The 18381-nt window shown below is 56.2% G+C and carries 21 protein-coding genes; 10 read left to right on the top strand and 11 right to left on the bottom strand.

Annotated elements, in window-relative coordinates; all coding sequences use genetic code 11:
• Positions 1–10: 10 nt before the first annotated feature.
• The gene (locus KB449_RS21675) at positions 11–1804 is read right to left on the bottom strand and encodes a glycosyltransferase family 39 protein (RefSeq protein WP_282910334.1); all 1794 of its coding nucleotides are present in this window, start codon (positions 1802–1804) and stop codon (positions 11–13) included.
• Between the two features lie 163 nt (positions 1805–1967).
• Here KB449_RS21675 and KB449_RS21680 point away from each other — a divergent pair, with 163 nt between their 5' ends.
• Together KB449_RS21680 and KB449_RS21685 are read left to right on the top strand one after the other, a co-directional pair.
• Entirely contained in the window at positions 1968–2279 is a 312-nt protein-coding gene (locus KB449_RS21680) for a YtxH domain-containing protein (RefSeq protein ID WP_282910335.1), read from the top strand.
• Positions 2280–2358: 79 nt separating this feature from the next.
• On the top strand, positions 2359–2640 hold the full coding sequence (locus KB449_RS21685) for a hypothetical protein (protein WP_282910336.1): 282 nt from the start codon (positions 2359–2361) through the stop codon (positions 2638–2640).
• A gap of 402 nt (positions 2641–3042) precedes the next feature.
• Here the strand turns inward: KB449_RS21685 and tnpC are convergent, their stop codons facing one another.
• Complete coding sequence (gene tnpC, locus KB449_RS21690; RefSeq protein ID WP_282908812.1) at positions 3043–4494, bottom strand: IS66 family transposase; 1452 nt, start codon at positions 4492–4494, stop codon at positions 3043–3045.
• Between the two features lie 248 nt (positions 4495–4742).
• Between tnpC and KB449_RS21695 the strand changes: the two genes are divergently transcribed.
• Complete coding sequence (locus tag KB449_RS21695) at positions 4743–5063, top strand: transposase (protein ID WP_282906615.1); 321 nt, start codon at positions 4743–4745, stop codon at positions 5061–5063.
• A gap of 11 nt (positions 5064–5074) precedes the next feature.
• Positions 5075–5995, top strand: coding sequence for an IS3 family transposase (locus KB449_RS21700; RefSeq protein ID WP_282912734.1), 921 nt, complete (start codon positions 5075–5077; stop codon positions 5993–5995).
• 313 nt (positions 5996–6308) lie between these two features.
• On the opposite strand, the gene KB449_RS21705 is transcribed toward KB449_RS21700, so the two are convergent.
• From KB449_RS21705 to KB449_RS21720, 4 genes are all read right to left on the bottom strand, one after another.
• The gene (locus tag KB449_RS21705; RefSeq protein ID WP_282910337.1) at positions 6309–6656 is read right to left on the bottom strand and encodes a hypothetical protein; all 348 of its coding nucleotides are present in this window, start codon (positions 6654–6656) and stop codon (positions 6309–6311) included.
• 90 nt (positions 6657–6746) lie between these two features.
• Positions 6747–7529, bottom strand: coding sequence for a sigma-70 family RNA polymerase sigma factor (locus tag KB449_RS21710; RefSeq protein ID WP_282910338.1), 783 nt, complete (start codon positions 7527–7529; stop codon positions 6747–6749).
• Complete coding sequence (gene rsbW / locus KB449_RS21715; RefSeq protein ID WP_282910339.1) at positions 7526–7969, bottom strand: anti-sigma B factor RsbW; 444 nt, start codon at positions 7967–7969, stop codon at positions 7526–7528. The genes KB449_RS21710 and rsbW overlap by 4 nt, the downstream gene beginning before the upstream one ends.
• Before the next feature lie 46 nt (positions 7970–8015).
• A complete protein-coding gene (locus KB449_RS21720; protein WP_282910340.1) occupies positions 8016–8342 on the bottom strand; it encodes an STAS domain-containing protein in 327 nt (108 codons plus the stop codon).
• A gap of 160 nt (positions 8343–8502) precedes the next feature.
• Between KB449_RS21720 and KB449_RS21725 the strand changes: the two genes are divergently transcribed.
• Together KB449_RS21725 and KB449_RS21730 are read left to right on the top strand one after the other, a co-directional pair.
• Positions 8503–8655: a hypothetical protein gene (locus KB449_RS21725; protein WP_277532908.1), complete on the top strand. Its 153-nt coding sequence runs from the start codon at positions 8503–8505 to the stop codon at positions 8653–8655.
• A gap of 54 nt (positions 8656–8709) precedes the next feature.
• Positions 8710–9942 (top strand): NAD(P)/FAD-dependent oxidoreductase, encoded by a 1233-nt coding sequence (locus KB449_RS21730; RefSeq protein WP_282910341.1) that lies wholly within the window; start codon positions 8710–8712, stop codon positions 9940–9942.
• A gap of 32 nt (positions 9943–9974) precedes the next feature.
• Here the strand turns inward: KB449_RS21730 and KB449_RS21735 are convergent, their stop codons facing one another.
• The 5 genes from KB449_RS21735 to KB449_RS21755 form a co-directional block, all read right to left on the bottom strand.
• Positions 9975–10532: a hypothetical protein gene (locus KB449_RS21735; RefSeq protein WP_282910342.1), complete on the bottom strand. Its 558-nt coding sequence runs from the start codon at positions 10530–10532 to the stop codon at positions 9975–9977.
• A 104-nt stretch (positions 10533–10636) separates the two neighbouring features.
• Entirely contained in the window at positions 10637–11485 is an 849-nt protein-coding gene (locus KB449_RS21740) for a CheR family methyltransferase (protein ID WP_282910343.1), read from the bottom strand.
• A gap of 186 nt (positions 11486–11671) precedes the next feature.
• Positions 11672–12820, bottom strand: coding sequence for a SpoIIE family protein phosphatase (locus KB449_RS21745; RefSeq protein ID WP_282910344.1), 1149 nt, complete (start codon positions 12818–12820; stop codon positions 11672–11674).
• A gap of 168 nt (positions 12821–12988) precedes the next feature.
• A complete protein-coding gene (locus KB449_RS21750; RefSeq protein WP_282910345.1) occupies positions 12989–13315 on the bottom strand; it encodes a YflT domain-containing protein in 327 nt (108 codons plus the stop codon).
• Positions 13316–13375: 60 nt separating this feature from the next.
• On the bottom strand, positions 13376–13951 hold the full coding sequence (locus KB449_RS21755) for a DUF948 domain-containing protein (protein ID WP_282910346.1): 576 nt from the start codon (positions 13949–13951) through the stop codon (positions 13376–13378).
• Positions 13952–14334: 383 nt separating this feature from the next.
• On the opposite strand from KB449_RS21755, the gene KB449_RS21760 reads away from it, so the two are divergent.
• From KB449_RS21760 to KB449_RS21775, 4 genes are all read left to right on the top strand, one after another.
• The gene (locus tag KB449_RS21760) at positions 14335–14499 is read left to right on the top strand and encodes a DUF1328 domain-containing protein (protein WP_282910347.1); all 165 of its coding nucleotides are present in this window, start codon (positions 14335–14337) and stop codon (positions 14497–14499) included.
• Positions 14500–14800: 301 nt separating this feature from the next.
• Positions 14801–15787, top strand: a complete 987-nt coding sequence (locus tag KB449_RS21765; RefSeq protein WP_282910348.1) for a nucleotidyltransferase family protein — start codon at positions 14801–14803, stop codon at positions 15785–15787.
• Positions 15788–15828: 41 nt separating this feature from the next.
• A complete protein-coding gene (locus tag KB449_RS21770) occupies positions 15829–17010 on the top strand; it encodes a glycosyltransferase family 4 protein (RefSeq protein WP_282910349.1) in 1182 nt (393 codons plus the stop codon).
• Positions 17000–18343: a hypothetical protein gene (locus tag KB449_RS21775; RefSeq protein ID WP_282910350.1), complete on the top strand. Its 1344-nt coding sequence runs from the start codon at positions 17000–17002 to the stop codon at positions 18341–18343. The genes KB449_RS21770 and KB449_RS21775 overlap by 11 nt, the downstream gene beginning before the upstream one ends.
• The last annotated feature ends 38 nt before the right edge of the window (positions 18344–18381 follow it).

Consider the following 18381-nt stretch of genomic DNA (forward strand, 5'->3'; position numbering starts at 1 on the left):
CGAATATCGATCAGAATCCCCAGCTCGGCAGCCAGCGTATGCCGAAGTTCATCCACTCGCGGCTGATGGTCATGCCGGTCAGAACGGGATAGAACCAGACGAACAGTACGGCGGCTCCGGCGACGACGAGCACGGTGAAGGTCCTGCCGTAGTACCACCGCTGCTCCAGCCAGCGGAGCATCCACACGATGGACAGGATGAGCAGCGGCACCATCGGGAAGTAGTGGTACAGGAAAGTGATGCTGCGCGGCGATACCATCCAGGGCACGTAGAAAGACAGATACATGACAGCAATCGTCAGCACGGCCTTGTCCCTGTTGCGCACGCCCAGCCACCAGGACAGCAGCATGGCCGCCAGGCCGCCCCACCAGATCAACGGATTGCCGATGGCCGCAATGCTCTGCGCATCCCCCTTCGCCAGATCCTTGCCGCCGTAGTACCAGACTGGACGCAGCATCTCCGGCCACGTATACCATTTGGACGAGTACGGATGTTTTTCCTTGACGCCCTTATGATAATTGTAAATATCCTTTTGGTACCGCGGAAGATCCTTCAGCCCGTCGTCCGCCTTGGTCGCTTTTTCATACGGGATGTACGAAGCCGCATAAATCCCGGCAGGCACGACTACGAACAAAATCACGCAGGAAAGCAGCGTCAGAATCAGCTTTTTAAAATAAGCGTTGCCGTATTCCCAGCGGGACTCTCGCCAGCGTCTGAAAAGCGCCAGGAACAGCAGGACGGCAAGGCCGGCACCTCCGTACATGTAGTTCCACTTCACCGCCGCCGCGCACCCGAAAAAGATGCCGGATAGCGCCAGATAGCCGAAGCTTCGGCCGAAGCCGCCGCTTTCCCATTTTTTCTCGCCGTACTTGTACATAAACGTGTACATCAGAATCGTGAAGGTCACGCCGAATATATCGACGTTGGCCATCCGCGAATGGACGAGATGGAAGCCCTCCAGCACGAGCAGCAGCGCCGCGATGAACGCGTACCTCGTGCTGCGGAACATCGCCCTGGCGGCGGCGTAGAACACCGGCACCATCAGCGTGCCGAATACGGCCGCCATGAATCTCCATCCGTACGGCGTCATGTCGAACAGGCGGATGCCGAAAGTGAGCAGCCACTTGCCGAGCGGCGGATGCGTCCATTCGTAAGGCTGAATTTCATGGATAAATTCATAAGCGGTGCGGCCGTGATAAATCTCGTCGAAATACATGCTGTTGCGATAGTCCGGGCGGTAAGGCGCCTCATCCTGCTCATCGAATACTTGCTCGCCGCCGCCCGCCGAGGTCTCTCCCTTGGCGCCGGCAGGCTCGATGCTCGAGATCGCGATCCGCGCCTTCGTATCCGCCTCGAAAAAGCCGGCCTCGTAAAGACTGTACCCTGTCCGCTTGGCCGTAAATTTCATATATCTCGCGCTGACGGGTTTGTCCTCCGCCATCCAGGTGAACACCCGTCCTGTCTTGTGCTCGACCGTTAGATAAGGCGACCAGTTGACGCCGTCGGAGGACGATTCGATCTGCGTCTCCCCCGCTGCTCCCGGTCCCTCGTACAGACTGACGCGGCCGACCTGTCGCGTCTCCCCGAAGTCTGCCACGAAGCCTTCGCCAGATACGTCGGGTCGCCAGAAGGTCTGGGGCGCGTGCCGATTGCCCAGGTCGTGAAGCGACAGCCACGCCGAGACGAGCATCAGAATCCCGATCAGAATCAAATCGATCCGGCCCCAGGGCCTTCTGTCCCGCTCGGATTCGCTGCGGCCCCAGCTGTACGAAGACAGGCTGCCGCCGTATTCTTGTGATTCCATGAACGTCCTCGCCCTCTTTAATCGTCTGCTACCTATTGTAGTCTAAAGCACGCCTTGCGGAAAGTCCGCTTTGATTCAGCGTCTACTCACTAGGGTAAAAATGCTCATGCAGGACGATAACACATATAACAAAATGGCGAAGCCATTACAAGGAGGAATTCACATGGCAGGAATGGTTAAAGGTGTTGTTATCGGCGGCGTAGTTGGCGCAGCGGCAGCGTTGCTTCTGGCTCCTAAACCGGGCAAAGAGACGCGTCAGGATCTGATGAACGCATACAGCAAATCCATGGATAAATCCAAGGAATGGGCTTCAACGGCCGGAACCAAGACCCAGGAGCTGGCCTCCAAGGTCGGCCAATCCGCTTCGGATATGATCAGCCAGACCAAATCGGCGCTGTCGAACGCGAAGGACGGCATGAATACCGCCAAGGACGACATCACCGGTTCCCTTCAGGAATCGACGAAGCCGAACTGAATAACTTCCAAAAGCCAACCCCGAGCCCCGCTCGGGATTGGCTTTTGTCTGTGCAAATAGTCGTAAAGGGGCGATTGAGATGAACGATTCCAAACAACCTGACGCAAGGGAGTTTGTCGCTGAGGGCGCCGCTCTCCAGCCCGACAAGACGGAACGTGCGAATGCGGTTTATCGGCCTGACGAAGACAGCCGGCCCTCAGGCCCGATCGAGACCCGCCCGGTTGAAGAAGCGATGAACGGCTCGATGGTGCAGGACTTCGACGATCTGAAGCGGCTCGGGCGCGATATGGAGCGCGTCAAAACCGGCAGCGAGCTAAGCGAGGAAGGCCTCGTCAGCGACCCGATTCAAGAGAAGGCTTGAGTTCGTTCCTTAGCGACTGCTTTAGTGGCTGTTATAGCGATCGTTGCTCCCCACGCTAGCTCCCCTTGCTGACTGACGAATCCGTGACGGCTGGGATAACAGCCTAACTAAAAAAACGTCTGAGGAAGCTCGCTCTGTCGGGATCCTTTAGGTTGGGTGGATAGTAAAACTGGAATCGCGCGGAACGCCTACCGATGGCACGTCAGACACCCGTTCGTCTGGTTTGCGCCGATCGTCTGGTTTGGTCGATCGTTTGGTTTGGTCGACCGTCTGGTTTGACTGACCGTCTGGTTTGGCCGATCGTGGCCCGCGTCGTTCTTGCGCCGTAATTCCTGCGAATATACATCTTTTTCGGCCTATGTAGTCCCTGTTGGACCGGATAGATGCAAAAGCGGTTACTACTTAGCACTCCACCAGCGAGGTGCGGTAGCGCAACGCGTAGGTCAACGAATCGAGGATCGGCTTGCCCTGTTTCATCAGGGTCGAAATGACGGAGCGCAGCCGAGCAAATTGTTTCGCTCCTTGCTCGGTACGAAAGCAACCCGAAATTTTGTGCTTTACTTTGGTCATTCGAATGTCCCGTTCTGCCTGGTTGTTGTCAAACGGAACCCTTGCATCGGAAAGAAACCGGAGGATGGCCGGTTTTTGCGTGTTCATTCGCTTACCAAGATTGCTCGCTTTGCTACCCATTTTTCGTCCGCGAGGTCCGGTTTTTTCACGAAGCGCGTCCTGGGCCCACTCCGCTTCGCCGCTTTTTAGTATGGCGTCATAGCGGTCTTTCCACTGGTCAAGCCCATCCGCTGTCAGGGGCTGCTGCGCGTTGCGACTCGCTTTGGCTGCTTTCCAGGCTTCGTGCAAAAACGTATGCATCTGCTTGGCCCACTCGTGCTTGTCGTGTTCCACAATGCCTTGGCATTCGCGAAGCAAGTGCGCTCCGCACAGCGCATGTTCAAAGTCGTAGTGGGTCTTGAAATACGATGCGTAGCTGTCATGCACCAGCACGCCAGTAAAGTGAGGTAGCACGCCCGCTTCGTCCATACCTCGGCTCCCTCGGCTCTCATGGATCTGCAAAAAGGTCCACTGCGAATCGGAGGCCACATGCATCCACTTAATCTGTTTGCCGACGCGCAGCCCGGTTTCGTCCGCATGGAGGACCGGGAGCTTTCGTACCTGCTCTCGGATTTGAATTTCGGTCGCTTCCAGCGCGCTTGCAGCCTTACCAAGCTGGGCGAGCAGCGTCGCTTCGCTGGGACGACAACCGCACAGATCCTCGTAGCATTGGGCGATTCGCTCCAACGGCAACAGTTGGTACACGCTCAGATACGTCGTCCAGGCAGAGAAGCTGGCTCCGTATTGGGTCCGGGCGTGGACGCCTTCGGGAAAAGGTGCTCGGGCTTTGACACCGCAGCTTGGACAGATTTTATGCTCAGACCGGTGTTCGGTCACGACGACGCGGGGAGCCGGCAGGTCAAACACCTGCCGTGCTTCATGAGCCAAAGCCGGAACGCTCTGAAGGGCAGTCTGGCAACAGGAACAAACTTCGAGCGTGTAGACGATGATTTCATCCGGGCATTCCGCAAAGCGAAGCGTATGACCGTCGTGACCTTTAGGCGCGCCTTTTTTACCACCTGCGACCCGGGAATTTTTCGGTTTGCGAAAGCCGTCGCTGGAAGGCGGCTTGCTGCTGTTTTGACTGTTTTGTCCGAGCTGTCGTTCAAGCTCGTGTACGCGCCTTTCTAACTTTTGATTCTGTTCAAGCAGGGTCCGATTTTGCTCCAAAAGAAGGGTAAAGACGTCTGCGATTTCGGTGTCACCTTTGCAAATATACAATACTTGATCCGGCTTCAGCTCCACAAACGTCTCTCCTTTCTAACGGAAGATGATGGAATAACTAATTCAAGACCGATCTCTAAAAATCCTTTTTTGTAGAGTCACGACACGAGAGGACCTAAGTAGTAACCAAAAGCGCAGTTATTATCCTCCATCAGCCGGGGATTTCCAGCTTGTACTTTGAGTTTACCTGCATATTCTCCTAGGCCCCCTAATCGAATTGGAGTCCCCCCCTACAATGATTTAAACTAGGGATAAGGGAGATGAGCGGGATGGGAAAAAGGTTAAAGGAAGAAACACGGCTTAGAATTGTTAAGGAAGCATTGGCTGGGGTTAAGGTGGGGGTGCTTGCTCGCATGTACGACATTCACCCCGAAACCATTCGTTTGTGGATACGCGAGCATCGTGACTTTATTCCACCGGAGGACATTCCCTCGGCAGACGAGCATTTGCAAGAAATCCAGCGGTTGCAGGAAGTCGAGCAGCGGTATGACAGAGCGGTTAAAGCGCTTGGTGAAAAAGAACTCGAAATTGAAATTCTGCGTGAACTGCTAAAAAAAACAACCCCCGTTTATCCGAAAAATTCGAAGTAGCAGAACCATTTATTAAACGGGGGGAGCCTGTAGCACGGGTTCTGCGCATTCTCGAGTTGAATGAGTCCACCTATTATGAGCGGCGTAAGCGTGCCGCTCAGCCTGACGCAGAACGCGTCGAGCCGGTCCGCAGGGGACGCCCTGTGCCCGGATACGCCTACAACGAATCGGGCGAGAAAGTCTGCGACGAGCAAATCCAGGAATGGCTGTTGCTACTGCTGGAGGGCGAAGAGCACGTCTATGGCTATAAGCTGTTAGCGCGCTGTATTCGCAAGCAGTACGGGGTGAAGCTGAACAAGAAAAAGGCTTATCGCATGTGCAAGGCACTCGGCATTCTTCAAAAAAAGCGGCAACGCCTACAGACGCATCCTCGGCGATTGCCGAGAAATCACACCATCACCGCATCGAATCAACTTTGGCAAATGGATATCAAATATGGCTATGCCTTGGGTCAGGAGCGTTTCTTTTTCGTACTCAGCATCATCGACGTGTTCGACCGCGTCGTCGTAGGGCAATACCGCGGCCCTGTTTGCGAGGCCAAGCACGCGGTGCAGACCCTGGGGATCGCGCTGCAGCAGCGCCTTCAGCCGGGTGAAGCACTGCCTATCATCCGCACGGACAACGGCCCCCAGTTCGTCAGCAAGCTGTTTCAAGACATGTGCGAGTGCTGGGAGATGGTCCATGAACGGATTCCGCCGCGGACACCGAATATGAATGCCTACATCGAGTCTTTCCACAGCATCCTTGAGCGTTGTTTGTTTAGCAATCGTACATTCATGACGCTGGAGGAAGCTTATGAAGCGCTCGACCAATTCATGGATTTTTATAACAACCGTAAGATGCACGGCAGCCTAAAAAACATGGCTCCAACAGCGTTCGCAGCGTGGGTTAAGACATTGGACGATGCTTCAGCCTTTTACAGATCGGTGTAATCGCTTGAAATAACGAGCTGCGCTATGAAATTGGAATCATTGTAGGGTATGACTCCAGTTTTAGGGGGCCTAGCCGTATTCGCATGTATTTCATCCCATGTCGCTGAGCGGTTGAAAGTACATGCATAAATGCAGGTTTTTGATCCGCGATTCGCAACACAATGCAAAAATCCGAACGCGTTTTATCTTTCAACGATCCGCATCCGCCCAGCAAAATAGGCCAGCAAAAAAAGGAAAACCAGGCCTCATGTCTCCGATTCGACGAATAAAAAAAGGGCCTCCGCAGAGGCCCTCATTTATGTTGCAACCGGTTTCAGCCTGTCTCCTGAATGCCGTGCTTGATGGCTTCCCTATTGAGAAGCGACTTCAGATCGGATGCGTCGAGCTCCTGACTGAGCAGCGATACGACTTCGATGGAAGGAACGCCGTCTCTGACGAATTCTCCTCCGGAGAGATGGTAGCCGAACTCCCTCGCAATGGTGTACGACTGGCAGAGCTGATCCGCCGCGTGCACTGCTTCTTGCTCGGATGCATATTCGGCTAACCGGTTGCCGTTACCAAGTGGCGTTTTGCGGGATTGGATGCTAAGTGTATGGGCCTCGTCTTTTTGCCTGACCACGATGTCGCACTCGAAGCATTCGATTCGATATTTGACTGTCATCATGTCCACCGCCTTCGGCGAAGTGAATGGTGTAGCTTACCGATTATTACCCGGCAGGCGGACGGTAGAAACAGTCTGTGGAGTTGGAAATTAATCGGAGTCTTCGTCTTCGCCAGGTTCGGTAAGCCAGCCCTTCAGCTTCTCGATGGCGCGACGCTGAATCCGGGAGATGCTCATCTGCGATACTTGCAGCCGATCGGCTGCGCTCCGCTGGGACAGCCCTTCTTCGTACAGGAGCAGGAGCACCTGCCGCTCTTCGGGCTTCAGCTTCAACATCGCTTCCTGTAAATCGATGCGGCGGTCGACGCCGGCAAAATCGTCGGCGGTAGAGCCGATCAATTCGCCGAGCGTAGCCGTATTTTCTTCCTGGGATACAGGCGTATCGAGCGAAACGTAATGGTGCAGCTCGCGTCCTGCCAACACCTCGAGCGTATCTTCGACGCTCATCTCGAGAAACTCGGCGATTTCCTCGACGCTCGGCGAGCGCTCGAGGCGCACGGTCATTTCGTCGATCGCCTGCTGCACGACGAGTCCCTTCTCCTTGATTCGTCTTGGCACCTGAATGTACCAGGATTTGTCTCGGAGATAATTTTTCATCTGACCGACGATACTCTTCATCGCGTAGGGCTCGAACGGCATGCCCAGATCGGGGTCAAACTGCTTCAGCAGCCTGAAAAGCGTCATCCGGCCGACCTGGAACAAATCTTCTTGCAGGCTTAGATGGCTGCGCGACATCTTATGGGCAGCCATGCGAACGAGCGGCTCGTAGTGCCGGATCAGCTCTTCGGCCAGTTCGTTGCGCAGCGTCTTCTGGTATTCCAGCAACTTCAAGATCGCGTCGTCGGGCAGACGTGCGCTCGATTGAAGACTCATACTGTTTCTTGCGCCAGCCGCCGTTTTGTTAGGATGACGCTTGTGCCTTGATTGCTTCGAATCTCCACTTCGTCCATCAACGCTTGCATGAGATAAAGTCCCAATCCGCCCGACTGGATTTCATCGATGGACTTTCCATGCAAGGTCGACGTGGTTCGATCGGTCACCTGTTCGAAGCTGACGCCGGAATCGCTCACCGCGATCTGAAGGCGGTCTTCGTTCATGATGGTGAAGGATACCTCGATGTGGCCCGGCTGAGAATGATCGTAAGCATGCAATACGGCGTTGTTGCAAGCCTCCGAGACAGCAACCTTCATATCTTCGATTTCTTCGAATGAAAATTTCATCTTGGCGGCTATGCCGTACAAGGTCAATCGGATAATGTCAACGAACTCGGCTTTGGCGGGTACCGTCAGCGTCACTGTCCCATCGTTTCTCATCGTTGTTTCGTCCTCGTTCCCTTCGGAATGTAATTGCTCGCTCGCGTTAAGCATTTGGAGAAGCGGCCAAGAACGGGGTAATCCCCGTCATGTCGAATAGTTTTTGAATCGTCGAAGGCACTTCTTCTACGCCGAACGGAGCGTTGCGGGAATGGCGAGCCTTCACGATGCTGATCAAAATGCCGATGCCGGTACTATCGATGTATTTGAGATCCCGAAGATTAAGTACGAGCTTGCGGTCGGACAATTCCATCAGGGGCTCCATCACGGATCTCATCTGCGAAGCGACCTCGAGATCGAGTTCGCCCGCAATCCGCACGACGGTCAGACCGTCCAGGTTTTCTGTTTGAAAAGTCAATTTATCGTTTTGCATACGAAACCCCTCTCCGTTATTCATAAATTTTATTACCCCTCTCCATTGCCCATTGAAACAGCTTTTTTGGAGCGAACTCCTGTTGTTTTGGCCTGTCCGGCGCCGGGTAAAGAAGCATAACCCAACGCTGGATAAAATTATCACGAGGGAGCTGAACATCATGAACAAGGACGTCGACATCGAAAGGCACGAGGTGCAGGAAAAGTCGGATTCCAGCATGGTCTGGTCGACCTTTATCAAGTATGCCGCATATTTGATTATTTTCTTCGGCGTGCTGTACTTGATTATTTACTACCTGCTGCCCCTCGTCTAACCCGCTGCCGTTTCGGACATACTTGGACGAATCCCTAATGACGGAGGCGTTCCATTGCAGCCGCTACACTTTGGTTCCTTGCTCTGGCCTTCCGCCGGAGGCGAGCCCGTTCGGTATCCGCCCCTCTCCGGCACAACCGAACGGTGCGACGTTCTGATCGTCGGCGGCGGCTTGACCGGCACATTGGCCAGCAGCGTTTTGAACGCAGCCGGCATGTCGGTTGTTCTCATCGACGAAGGACAAATCGGCGCAGGCAGCTCTGCCGCAAGCACCGGTTTGCTTCAATATTCCAATGATATCATGTTGACGGATCTCTTGTCCCAACTCGGCGACGATCGAGGCGCACAATATTATCAAGCCTGCAAAAACGCCGTGGAACGGCTGTGTCAGCTTGCGGAACGCCTCCCTGAGGATGTTGCTTTCAAAAGACGAAGCAGCCTTTTTTTTGCTAGCACAGCCGCCGACGTCTCCAAGCTCGGGACCGAATACGAAACGCTCCGCGCGCACGGCTTCAGCGTCGATTGGCTGAATGAAGCGGACATTCGCGCCTTGTTCCCGTTCGACAAACCTGCCGCCATCGTGACAAGGGGCGACGGCGAATTGAATCCTTACCGACTCGCCATCAGACTGGCAGAGCAAGCAGCCGGTAAAGGCGCCCGCATTTACGAGCATACAGCCCTGAAGTCCGTCGAAGGACCAAAGGGCGATTTGCTGTGCCGTACGTCTGGCGGGGGCATAATCAGAGCTTCCTCCGTCGTTTACGCGGTCGGCTATCGCCCCGAGATCGCAGGCATCGGTGGGCTCGGCGTCAAATTCGCCCGCACCAATGCCATCGCAACGCGGCGCGTGCCGTCATTGGCGGATTGGCATCAAAGGTGGCTCCTATGGGAGACCGCAAGGCCGTATTTGTATGCGCGCACGACGCCGGACGGCCGCGTCGTGATCGGCGGCTTCGACGAGAACATTCGCCAGCCCGTCGCTTCCCGGCGCGAACTGGACCCGTATGCGAATCGTCTGCTTGAGGAAGCCCGCAAATTGTTTCCCGATTTATCGCTCGAAATCGAATTCGCCTGGAACGCGACATTTTGCGAGTCGAAGGACAACCTGCCCTGGATCGGAGAAAACCCGGACCGCCCCGGCCATTATGTAGCGCTAGGCTACGGAGGCAACGGCGCGGTATACAGCATGATGGCGAGCGAAGTACTGCTGGACGCCTTGCAAGGAAGAGCGAATTCGCTGGACGAGCTCGTCGGACTGCGCAATAGAAGAACCGGTCTGCCGAAGTAGCGCAGACCGGTTCTTTTGTGCGGCGCTTGCCATCAATGGAGCACGTCGACGGCTCCCGCCCGGCTCAGCAGACTGCTCGCCTGATCGTCGGGACGCTCACCCACGACGACAAGGTAGCGGCCGTCGTTCACCTCGCCCGCCAGGCGGCTCGCGTCACGGTCCGGCAAGCCGAGATCCGATAATACGTCGCCGGTGTCCGGACCGTCGCCGTCCCAATCCAGCAATCGGCTGGAAGAGTTGGCCAAGCCTGCCGCCGCGACGCCCGCAGGCACGACGCCGCCTACGTATCCGCCTGTTCCGCTTACCTGCGGCGTTGCCAGGAGGCCGGCTGCCGGAAGCGGAATCACGCCTTCATCGCCCCACGAACCCCCTCCGTCGCCATCGCGGTCGCCATAGGACCGGTCCCTCGCTTCTTTGATTCCGGTGATGCTCTCTACTTGGATCGCATCGCTGGCAGACAGCAGCGGGACGTTCTCCTCGCTCTTGACGATGACGCGGACATCGCCCTGATGCGCGCCGTTCGCGCGAAGCAGCTCCACGGCGTCCAGGACATGCTGTTCGCTTTCAAAAATACCGATCGTGATTCCCATGGCCATTCCCTCCTTATAGGCGGCAAACGAATCCATCGCCTTTTTGTAATTTTACCCGAGGGAAGGCGCTTTGAACCGTTCGCCCGTCGCAGCCGGAGCTTTGTTCAATGCGGCTTGCGGTAGATCCTGTACTCGTCGTTCCACGTCTCGTAACGTCCGGCGAAGCTCGTAAAGGCAACGGATTCTTTATTGCCAAGCACGAGAAACCCGCCGGGAGACAAGCTGTCGTACAACAATGAATGTACGCGCTCGCGAAGTCCGGCATCGAAGTAAATCATGACGTTGCGGCAAAAAATGATCTGGAACTCATTAAACGAGCGATCCGTCACAAGGTTGTGTTCGGCAAAAACGATTCGTTCGAGGTACTTGGCATGCAGCATCGCTTGTCCGTAATTCGTTTCATAGAAGGATTCAAACCGCTCCTTTCCGCCGGACAGCTCGTAATTATGCGCGTAGAGGCTCATTCGTTCCTTCGAAATCAGGCCCTGCCGGGCACGCTGAAGACTGGCCTCGCTGATGTCCGTCGCGTAGATCCGGGCATGATTCAGCATCTGGATCTCGTCGAGCAGGATGGCCATCGAATAGGCTTCCTCGCCGGTTGCGCAGCCCGCATGCCAGGCGCGAATAAACGAGGCTTGCTTCAGGATCGGCAATACGCGTGCGCGGAGAACCTTGAACAGCCCCGGGTCCCTGAACATTTCCGTTACAGGAATGACCAGATCCGCCAGCAGCCGCTCGAACGCGTCGCGATCGTGAAGCACCAGATTCTGCAACAGCGATATCGTATCGAGCTGTTCGATCGATGCGCGATGCCAGATTCGACGCCGCAGCGACGGATAGGCATAATTGCGAAAATCATATCCGTACCGCTTGAACAGCGCCTCGAGAAGGCCTTCGATCTCGATTTTCTCCAGGCGCTCGTCATACGGACTTATGTCTAGAAAATCGGTCAATGTAATAACACACACCTTTAGCCGCTGAGAATAGCCGGTTGCATTGGCAGCATCTTTTCAATGAAACGGACGAGCGTAACCGCGTAATGTCATCGGAACGATCTCACTACGTATAGATCGCAATTCGCCGTTTGCATGCGATGCCGGGTCCGCAAGCTATGTAAAAAATGCCACTGACATATGTCCTTATCGCAGCGCCTTCTTGACTTCGACTCTGACCAGGCAGCGGTCGTCCGGCCGCCGGTCCAGGGATTCCCTGACCAACAGTTCCTCAAGTGCGTCGTGATCGCCCGCGGCTTCGAGAATGGTTCCCATGAGCTGCTCGAGCCGCTGCTCCATATCGCCCGGGAACAGATCGAGCAGACCGTCCGTGAACAAATGAAGGACGTCCCCCGTCCGGATGCTCGCCGTCTCCATTTGTACGTTCATTTGCTCGAACATGCCGATCGGAGGCGCCGTCGCGCCGAGCTGCTGCGTACCGCCGTCCGCTCTCGTGATAAGCCCCGGCGGATGACCGGCATTGACGTATTCGATGATGCCGTTCTCCAGATCGATCCAGGCGCATATGCCGGTGCAATAATACTGAACCATCTCGTTCTCGTATTGAAGCTGCAGCAATCGGCGGTTCAGCTCTTGAACGATTCGCTTCGGCGTCACGGTCGTCCGCATCGCTTCGTGCAGCACCGACGCGGTGAACATGCTGATCAGAGAAGACGAGATTCCGTGTCCCATCGCATCCATGATGGCGATCAGATAATGCTTGGAATCGAGCGCATGCCAGGCATACAAATCGCCCGCCAATCCTTCGGATGCACGGAAGTAGGCCTGTACGTTCAAATTCTCGCCGTCGACGTCGTTTGGCATGACGGCTTCCTGAACTTGCCTGGCCAGGCTCAGCTCCTCATGCAGCCTTCGATCGCGCTCTTTATGCCAATCGAGCTCGGACTTGAGGCGTAAGGCCGACCTGATCCTCGCTAGCAGCTCGATCTTGTTGATCGGCTTCGTCACGTAGTCCGTCGCCCCCGCGTCCAGCGCCTCCGCCAGCTTGCGCGAGTCGCCGATCGCGGTCACCATAATTACCGGAATATCTCGAAGACGCTCATCCTTTTGAAGCAAGCCGCAGGCCTCTATGCCGTCCATGCCGGGCATCATCAGGTCGAGCAGGATCAAGTTGACCGAAGTAGGCGCTTGGGCGCCGCGATTGTCCGACCTAAGTATATCGAACATCTCATCGGCTGAATAGGAGATCTGCACATCCTCGTATCCCGAACGATTCAGCATCTCCCGGACAACCATCACATTCATCGGATTGTCGTCTACGACCAAAATGCTCATTTGTCCAATTCTCCTCGCCTGTATCATACGTTAAAGTTATCGCAGCCATGGGCCCCTGTAAAGCAAAGCCGGCAAACGGGAATAAGGAATGAGCAGGCAGAAGCCTCTCATTCCTTATTCCCGTCAACCAGCCTCCCTAACCTGGAAAGCGGCCGTGCAATCCATTGCTCAGTGCTTCGCGAGAACGAGCACCTTGCCTCGATCGAGCTCCGCTTCGTACTGCTCCGCCTCGTCGGCGTCGAATCCGAGCGCCTTGATCTTCGACCTAAGCTCGTCGCCCCGATCCCTGAACAGGTTGGCCACGGATTGAATCACGCCTTCCTCGGAGGCACCGATGGTATTGGCGTTCGATACGTCTGCAATCCGGTCCGTGCGGCTCTCGCCGTGCGCCAGTACGTAGATTTCCTCTTCCCGATAGCCTTGGCGGTGCAGATCCTTTACCGTGTCGAACGCTTCAAGTCCGTTGTTTACCAGCTTGGCGTAGGCTCTTTCCATTTCAGATTCCTCCTTAGCGTTCTTCTTGTATAGGCTGTGATTTTATATTAGATGGGAACTTCAGCTGTGACTGTGCCCGTTATATACCCGGTGCGAACCGGGTTGAAACGGTTCTGGGACATACGCGGCGCTATCGTACAAACGGTGTTCCTCTTCATGCGCTTCGGCGGCGAGAACCGCTTTTTCTTCCTTGTTTTGCTGTTTGGCGCTGCGAATGGCGGATACGACGTTCATGCCGATCTTGAACCATTCTGTCCACGTCTTTTTATGCTCAGGGCCGGGTTCAAGCGCAGCCACCTGCTGCCTTACCGCACGGGACAACGTCGACGAGATATCCCTTACCGCGCCCGTCGTCTCTTTTAGCGTCGTACCTGCATGTCGGGCAGCCTGGAAAAAGTCGTCCGTCGAACGGATCTTGTTCTTCACGTCCTCGGAGATGACTTTGACATTGTTGGTCAAGTCCTCCACTTTCGTATGCAGCATCCCAACCGTCTGGTTCGCTTCCTTGATCGTGCCTTGGACGGAGACCAGCGTCTCCCGGGCCGCCTTCAAAGTGACGATCAAGTATACGCAGAGGGCGGCGAAGCTGATCGCGACGACGACGACGCTCCAAGCCATCAATGCCTGGTTGCTCATGCGTATCACCTTCCTTTCTCGGGAATATCATTCTCTCTTGCATATCGTCAATTACCCTTGCCGCCAGGCCGCGAAACCATGTTGAGGGGCTCTCCGCGCCGAAGCTTTTACCGCTCCCGCACGTAAAATCATGAAGTTAATGTAGGATTAATTTGCCTAGCTCCGAGGGTGATTCAGCCGGATGAGGCAGTGGTAAGGATGCAGCAAGATCATACCGACGCTCGAAACTAGCGGGGCCGATAAGGGCGATTTGAAAACGGCGCGGACATGCGCCGCACCCGTTCGGCAAGGCGATAGAGCCGTTCGAACCGACAAGCTCGGCCTTCCCGACCCGCCACGATCCCGCTTAGGTATGACCATCATCCAAATTAGGAGGCGTTCTTATGTTATACTGGGCATTTATTTTCCTGCTCGTCGCCATCGTCGCAGCCATCTTCGGATTCGGCGGCATCGTAGGCGCAGCCGTCGGCGTAGCCAAGTTCCTCTTCTTCCTGTTCCTGGTGCTGTTCGTCGTTTCCCTCATCTTCGGCCGTCGCCGGAATCTATAACGATCGCCGATAGGATCTAACGCTTCAAATTATAATGCATTACAAAATAATCCATTATAGATGAAGCGCTTGACCCGAACGTCGACTTCAATGCTTGGTTTATCCAACGGCAACCGCAGCGGGACCTCCCGAACGGTTGCCGTTTTGGTGTGCCTGTCCACACTTATCGTTCGGAAAGACGATGCGAAATGATTGTTTTTCTGACAATTCCTGTTTCATGACAGCCGAAATGCGTTAATTAAATACATGCCGCTTGCGCAGTGTTCGCGATGGCAATCCCCGTTCGGAGGTGGATACGTCCATGCAAGCATTGTTACTCGGCTCAGATCCGGCGGCTGGCTTGCCGGGAGGGTGGACGCTTCCAATCGCCAATCGCCCCTGGATCGAGCATTGGATCGCGCAGGGCCGCGAGCAGGGCATCGTAGACCTGGTCGTTGCCGTCGGGATGCAGGACGAGATGGACATCAGAAGTCTGCTGGGAGACGGAACCCGTTACGGCATGCGTATCGCTTACCTGACAGGGTCCGAGCCGCTTGGAACGGCAGGCACGATCAAGCTGGCCGAACCGCTGCTGCAGGAGCGGTTTATCGTTTTGCATGCGGACGCCGTACATGCGTTTCGGCTCGACGATCTGATGGCGTACCACGCCGAGCGAGCGGCCGCGGCCACGATCTGTCTCACGCCCGGCGGACGATATTCGCCGCACGGCGTCGTCACGGTCGATTCAGAATCAGAGGTCCTCTCGCTCGTCCCTGGGCCAAGCCCGCATAATGCGCCGTCTAACCTTAATAACTCGGGCGTATATATGATGAGTAAATCCGCGCTGTCGCTAATTCCGGAGGGACGATACGTCTCTTTGGAAAACGAAACATTTCCTCTCCTGATCGGCAATGGAAGCAAGATTTCCGGCTACATACCGGATACCTATTGCATGTTGACAACCACGCCCGAGAGCTATGTCCAGCTTCATTGGGACCTGCTCGACCGCAGGCTTCCGCTTTCGATCAGCGGTACGGAAATGAACGAACGAGGCATTTGGATCGGCAAAGGCGCAATCATCGGAAAAGGCGTGCTGCTCGTCCCCCCTGTCGTGATCGGAGACTATGCCCGGATCGGCGACAAAGCGATCGTCGGTCCTTATACGGTCATCGGTCCCTATTGTACGGTCGGTCAAGGCGCGAGAATTTCGAGAACGATCGTCCCTGCCCGATCCGCCGTCAACGATTCGTCGCGACTCAGCGAGCGTGTATTCGGCTCCGGCGCCACTGTCGCCGAAGCTTCTCTATGAAGTTATGAGTTTAGCTACAATAAGCTGGAGGTGCGACATTAATGAGTCCAAAAACATTTCAAATCGCCTATGTGAGCACCTACGTACCGAAGAAATGCGGCTTGGCCACGTATACGCATCATCTTCGGGATGCGGTTCGCACAGCGCACAACGGCATTTTTCCCGATCCGATTGTCGCCATGTGCAACGAAGACGAGTTGGAGCTCTATAATGAAAGCTGGCACTATCCCCTCCTTAAAAACGATAAAGAAGAATATCGCAAAATGGCCGATTATTTGAACAGAAGTGCAATCGATATCGTTTCCCTTCAGCATGAATTCGGAATCTTCGGCGGAGAAGCCGGCTCCTACGCGCTTGAATTGCTGAGCCGGCTGAACAAACCTGTCGTTACGACCTTTCATACGGTATTCGAAAATCCGGAGGAGCCGTACGCAAGCGTTCAGGCCGAAATCGCGAAGCGCAGCGATCGCATTCACGTGATGAACCGCAAAGCGATCGGTTATCTGAACGACAACTTCGGCATCCCGCTGGAGAAAATCTCCTACATTCCGCACGGAACGCCGGTACCGAGCAAGGCCGATCGGATCCGTACGCGCAGCGAATACGGATGGGAGCAGCGCAAGGTCGTCTTTCAATTCGGTCTGCTCAGCCGCAGCAAGGGCGTAGAGCTGATTCTCCGCTCGATGGCCGCAGCCGTCAAGGCGGTGCCCGATCTGCTATACGTGCTGGCCGGACAGACCCATCCCGAGGTGCGCAAACACGAGGGCGAAGCCTATCGCGAGGAGCTCAACGCCCTTATCGAAGACCTCGGTCTGCAGCACCATGTGCGCATGATCGACCGTTATATTCCCGAAGAAGAGCTGACTTCCCTGCTGCAAGCCTGCGATCTTTATGTGACGCCGTATCCCGGCATGCAACAGATTACGAGCGGCACGCTGGCTTATGCGGTCGGGCTTGGCCGCCCTGTGCTCAGCAGCCCTTATATTTATGCCAAGGATCTGCTCCAGGGCAGCGAAGAGTTCCTGCTCCCTTACGGCGATGTCGAAGCTTGGGGCGTGAAGCTGATCGAGCTTTTCTCTTACCCCGAGAAGCTCAAGCTGTGCGAAAAAAAGGCTGCCGAAATCGGCAAGAGCATGCAATGGCCGGTCGTGGGTCAAGAATACCTGCAGCTGCTCGAACGGACCGCTGCGGAGAAGCGTTGGAGGATGGCCGATGTTATCTAACCCGAAAGGGCGGAGCCATCCGCCCTCTTTTACCCATTTGCGCCGAATGACGGACGATACGGGGCTGCTCGAGCACGCGCTCGGGCGGACGCCCCGCAGACGCGAAGGTTATACGACGGACGATAATGCGCGTTCGTTATGGGCTGTCACCGAATGGCTGCGGGACGTGCCCGGCTCGGCAATAAGCGAGGCCGATCGCAATCAACTGCTCGATCTGGCATCCATTTATTTATCGTTCATGCTGTGGCAGCAAAAGGAAGACGGCTGGTGGCACAACAACGTTGCCTACGATCGTTCCCCCGAACCCGAATCGGTCTCGTACGACTGCCAAGGACGCTCGATATGGGCGTGCGTCAGTGCTTGGGTCGGGCTGCCCGATTCGCACAAGGACACCGCAAAAGCGATGTTCGAGTGCGCGATGCCGACGCTCGGGCAACTCGGTTCGCTGCGCGGTAAAGCCTACGCGCTGTCTGCCTGCGCGCACGCGCTCGAGAGCGAGCGCCTTGGCGCGATCTCTTTCAAGCCGGGCTGGCGGGAGCAGCTCAAGACGCACGTCGTGCGCTTTCAAGACGAGCTGATCGAGACGTTCCTTCGCCACTCCGACGAGGAATGGCGCTGGTTCGAGACGCAGATGAGCTACGGAAACGGCGTGCTGCCTTGGGCGCTGCTGCGCTCCTACCGCGTGACGCATGCGCCAGAAGCGCTCGAGATCGGGCTCGACAGCCTCTCCTCCCTTCAGGCTGCGATGACCGCGGAGGAAGGCTGGTTCCGCCCCATCGGCAATGCGGGTTGGCGCACGCGTGCGCGCAGCAGCAAGTGGGACCAGCAGCCGCTCGAGATCTTCAAGCTGGCGCTGGCGCTGGAGGAAGGCGCCGTCGCCCTGGAGGAAGCGGGCAAGCAAGGCGTCGCGCTGCTGCTCGCCTACGATCAAGGTCGCTCTGCGAAAGGCGGCTCGTCCGACGCCCGGTCGCCAGGCGGGGACCGCGGAACGGGCGGCTTCCGCGGCGCCGGCGCCATCCGGGCGCCGGAGGTCGGGATCGCGCTCGCCGTCCGCGCCGAGACGGAGGACGGGCCGATCGAGGAACGCGGCGACGCCAAAACGGCAAGCGAGTCCGACGCGCACGCAATCGAGGTCGCCGACTATGCGGCGCAGCTGCGTACCGCGCGCGATCGCTGCCTGCAGTGGTTTTTCGGCGATAACGATCTGGGCGCCATCATGGCGGACGAAAGCGACGGCAGCGGCTGCGACGGCCTCCAGGAAAACGGCCCCAACGTTAACTGCGGCGCCGAGTCCACCATCGCTTATCTCATGACGGCGGCGCTGTGCCGCTGAGGGTCAGCACTTATTCGATACGATGAGACAGATCCCCT

The organism is Cohnella hashimotonis, assembly GCF_030014955.1.
Classification (GTDB): Bacteria; Bacillota; Bacilli; order Paenibacillales; family Paenibacillaceae; genus Cohnella; species Cohnella hashimotonis.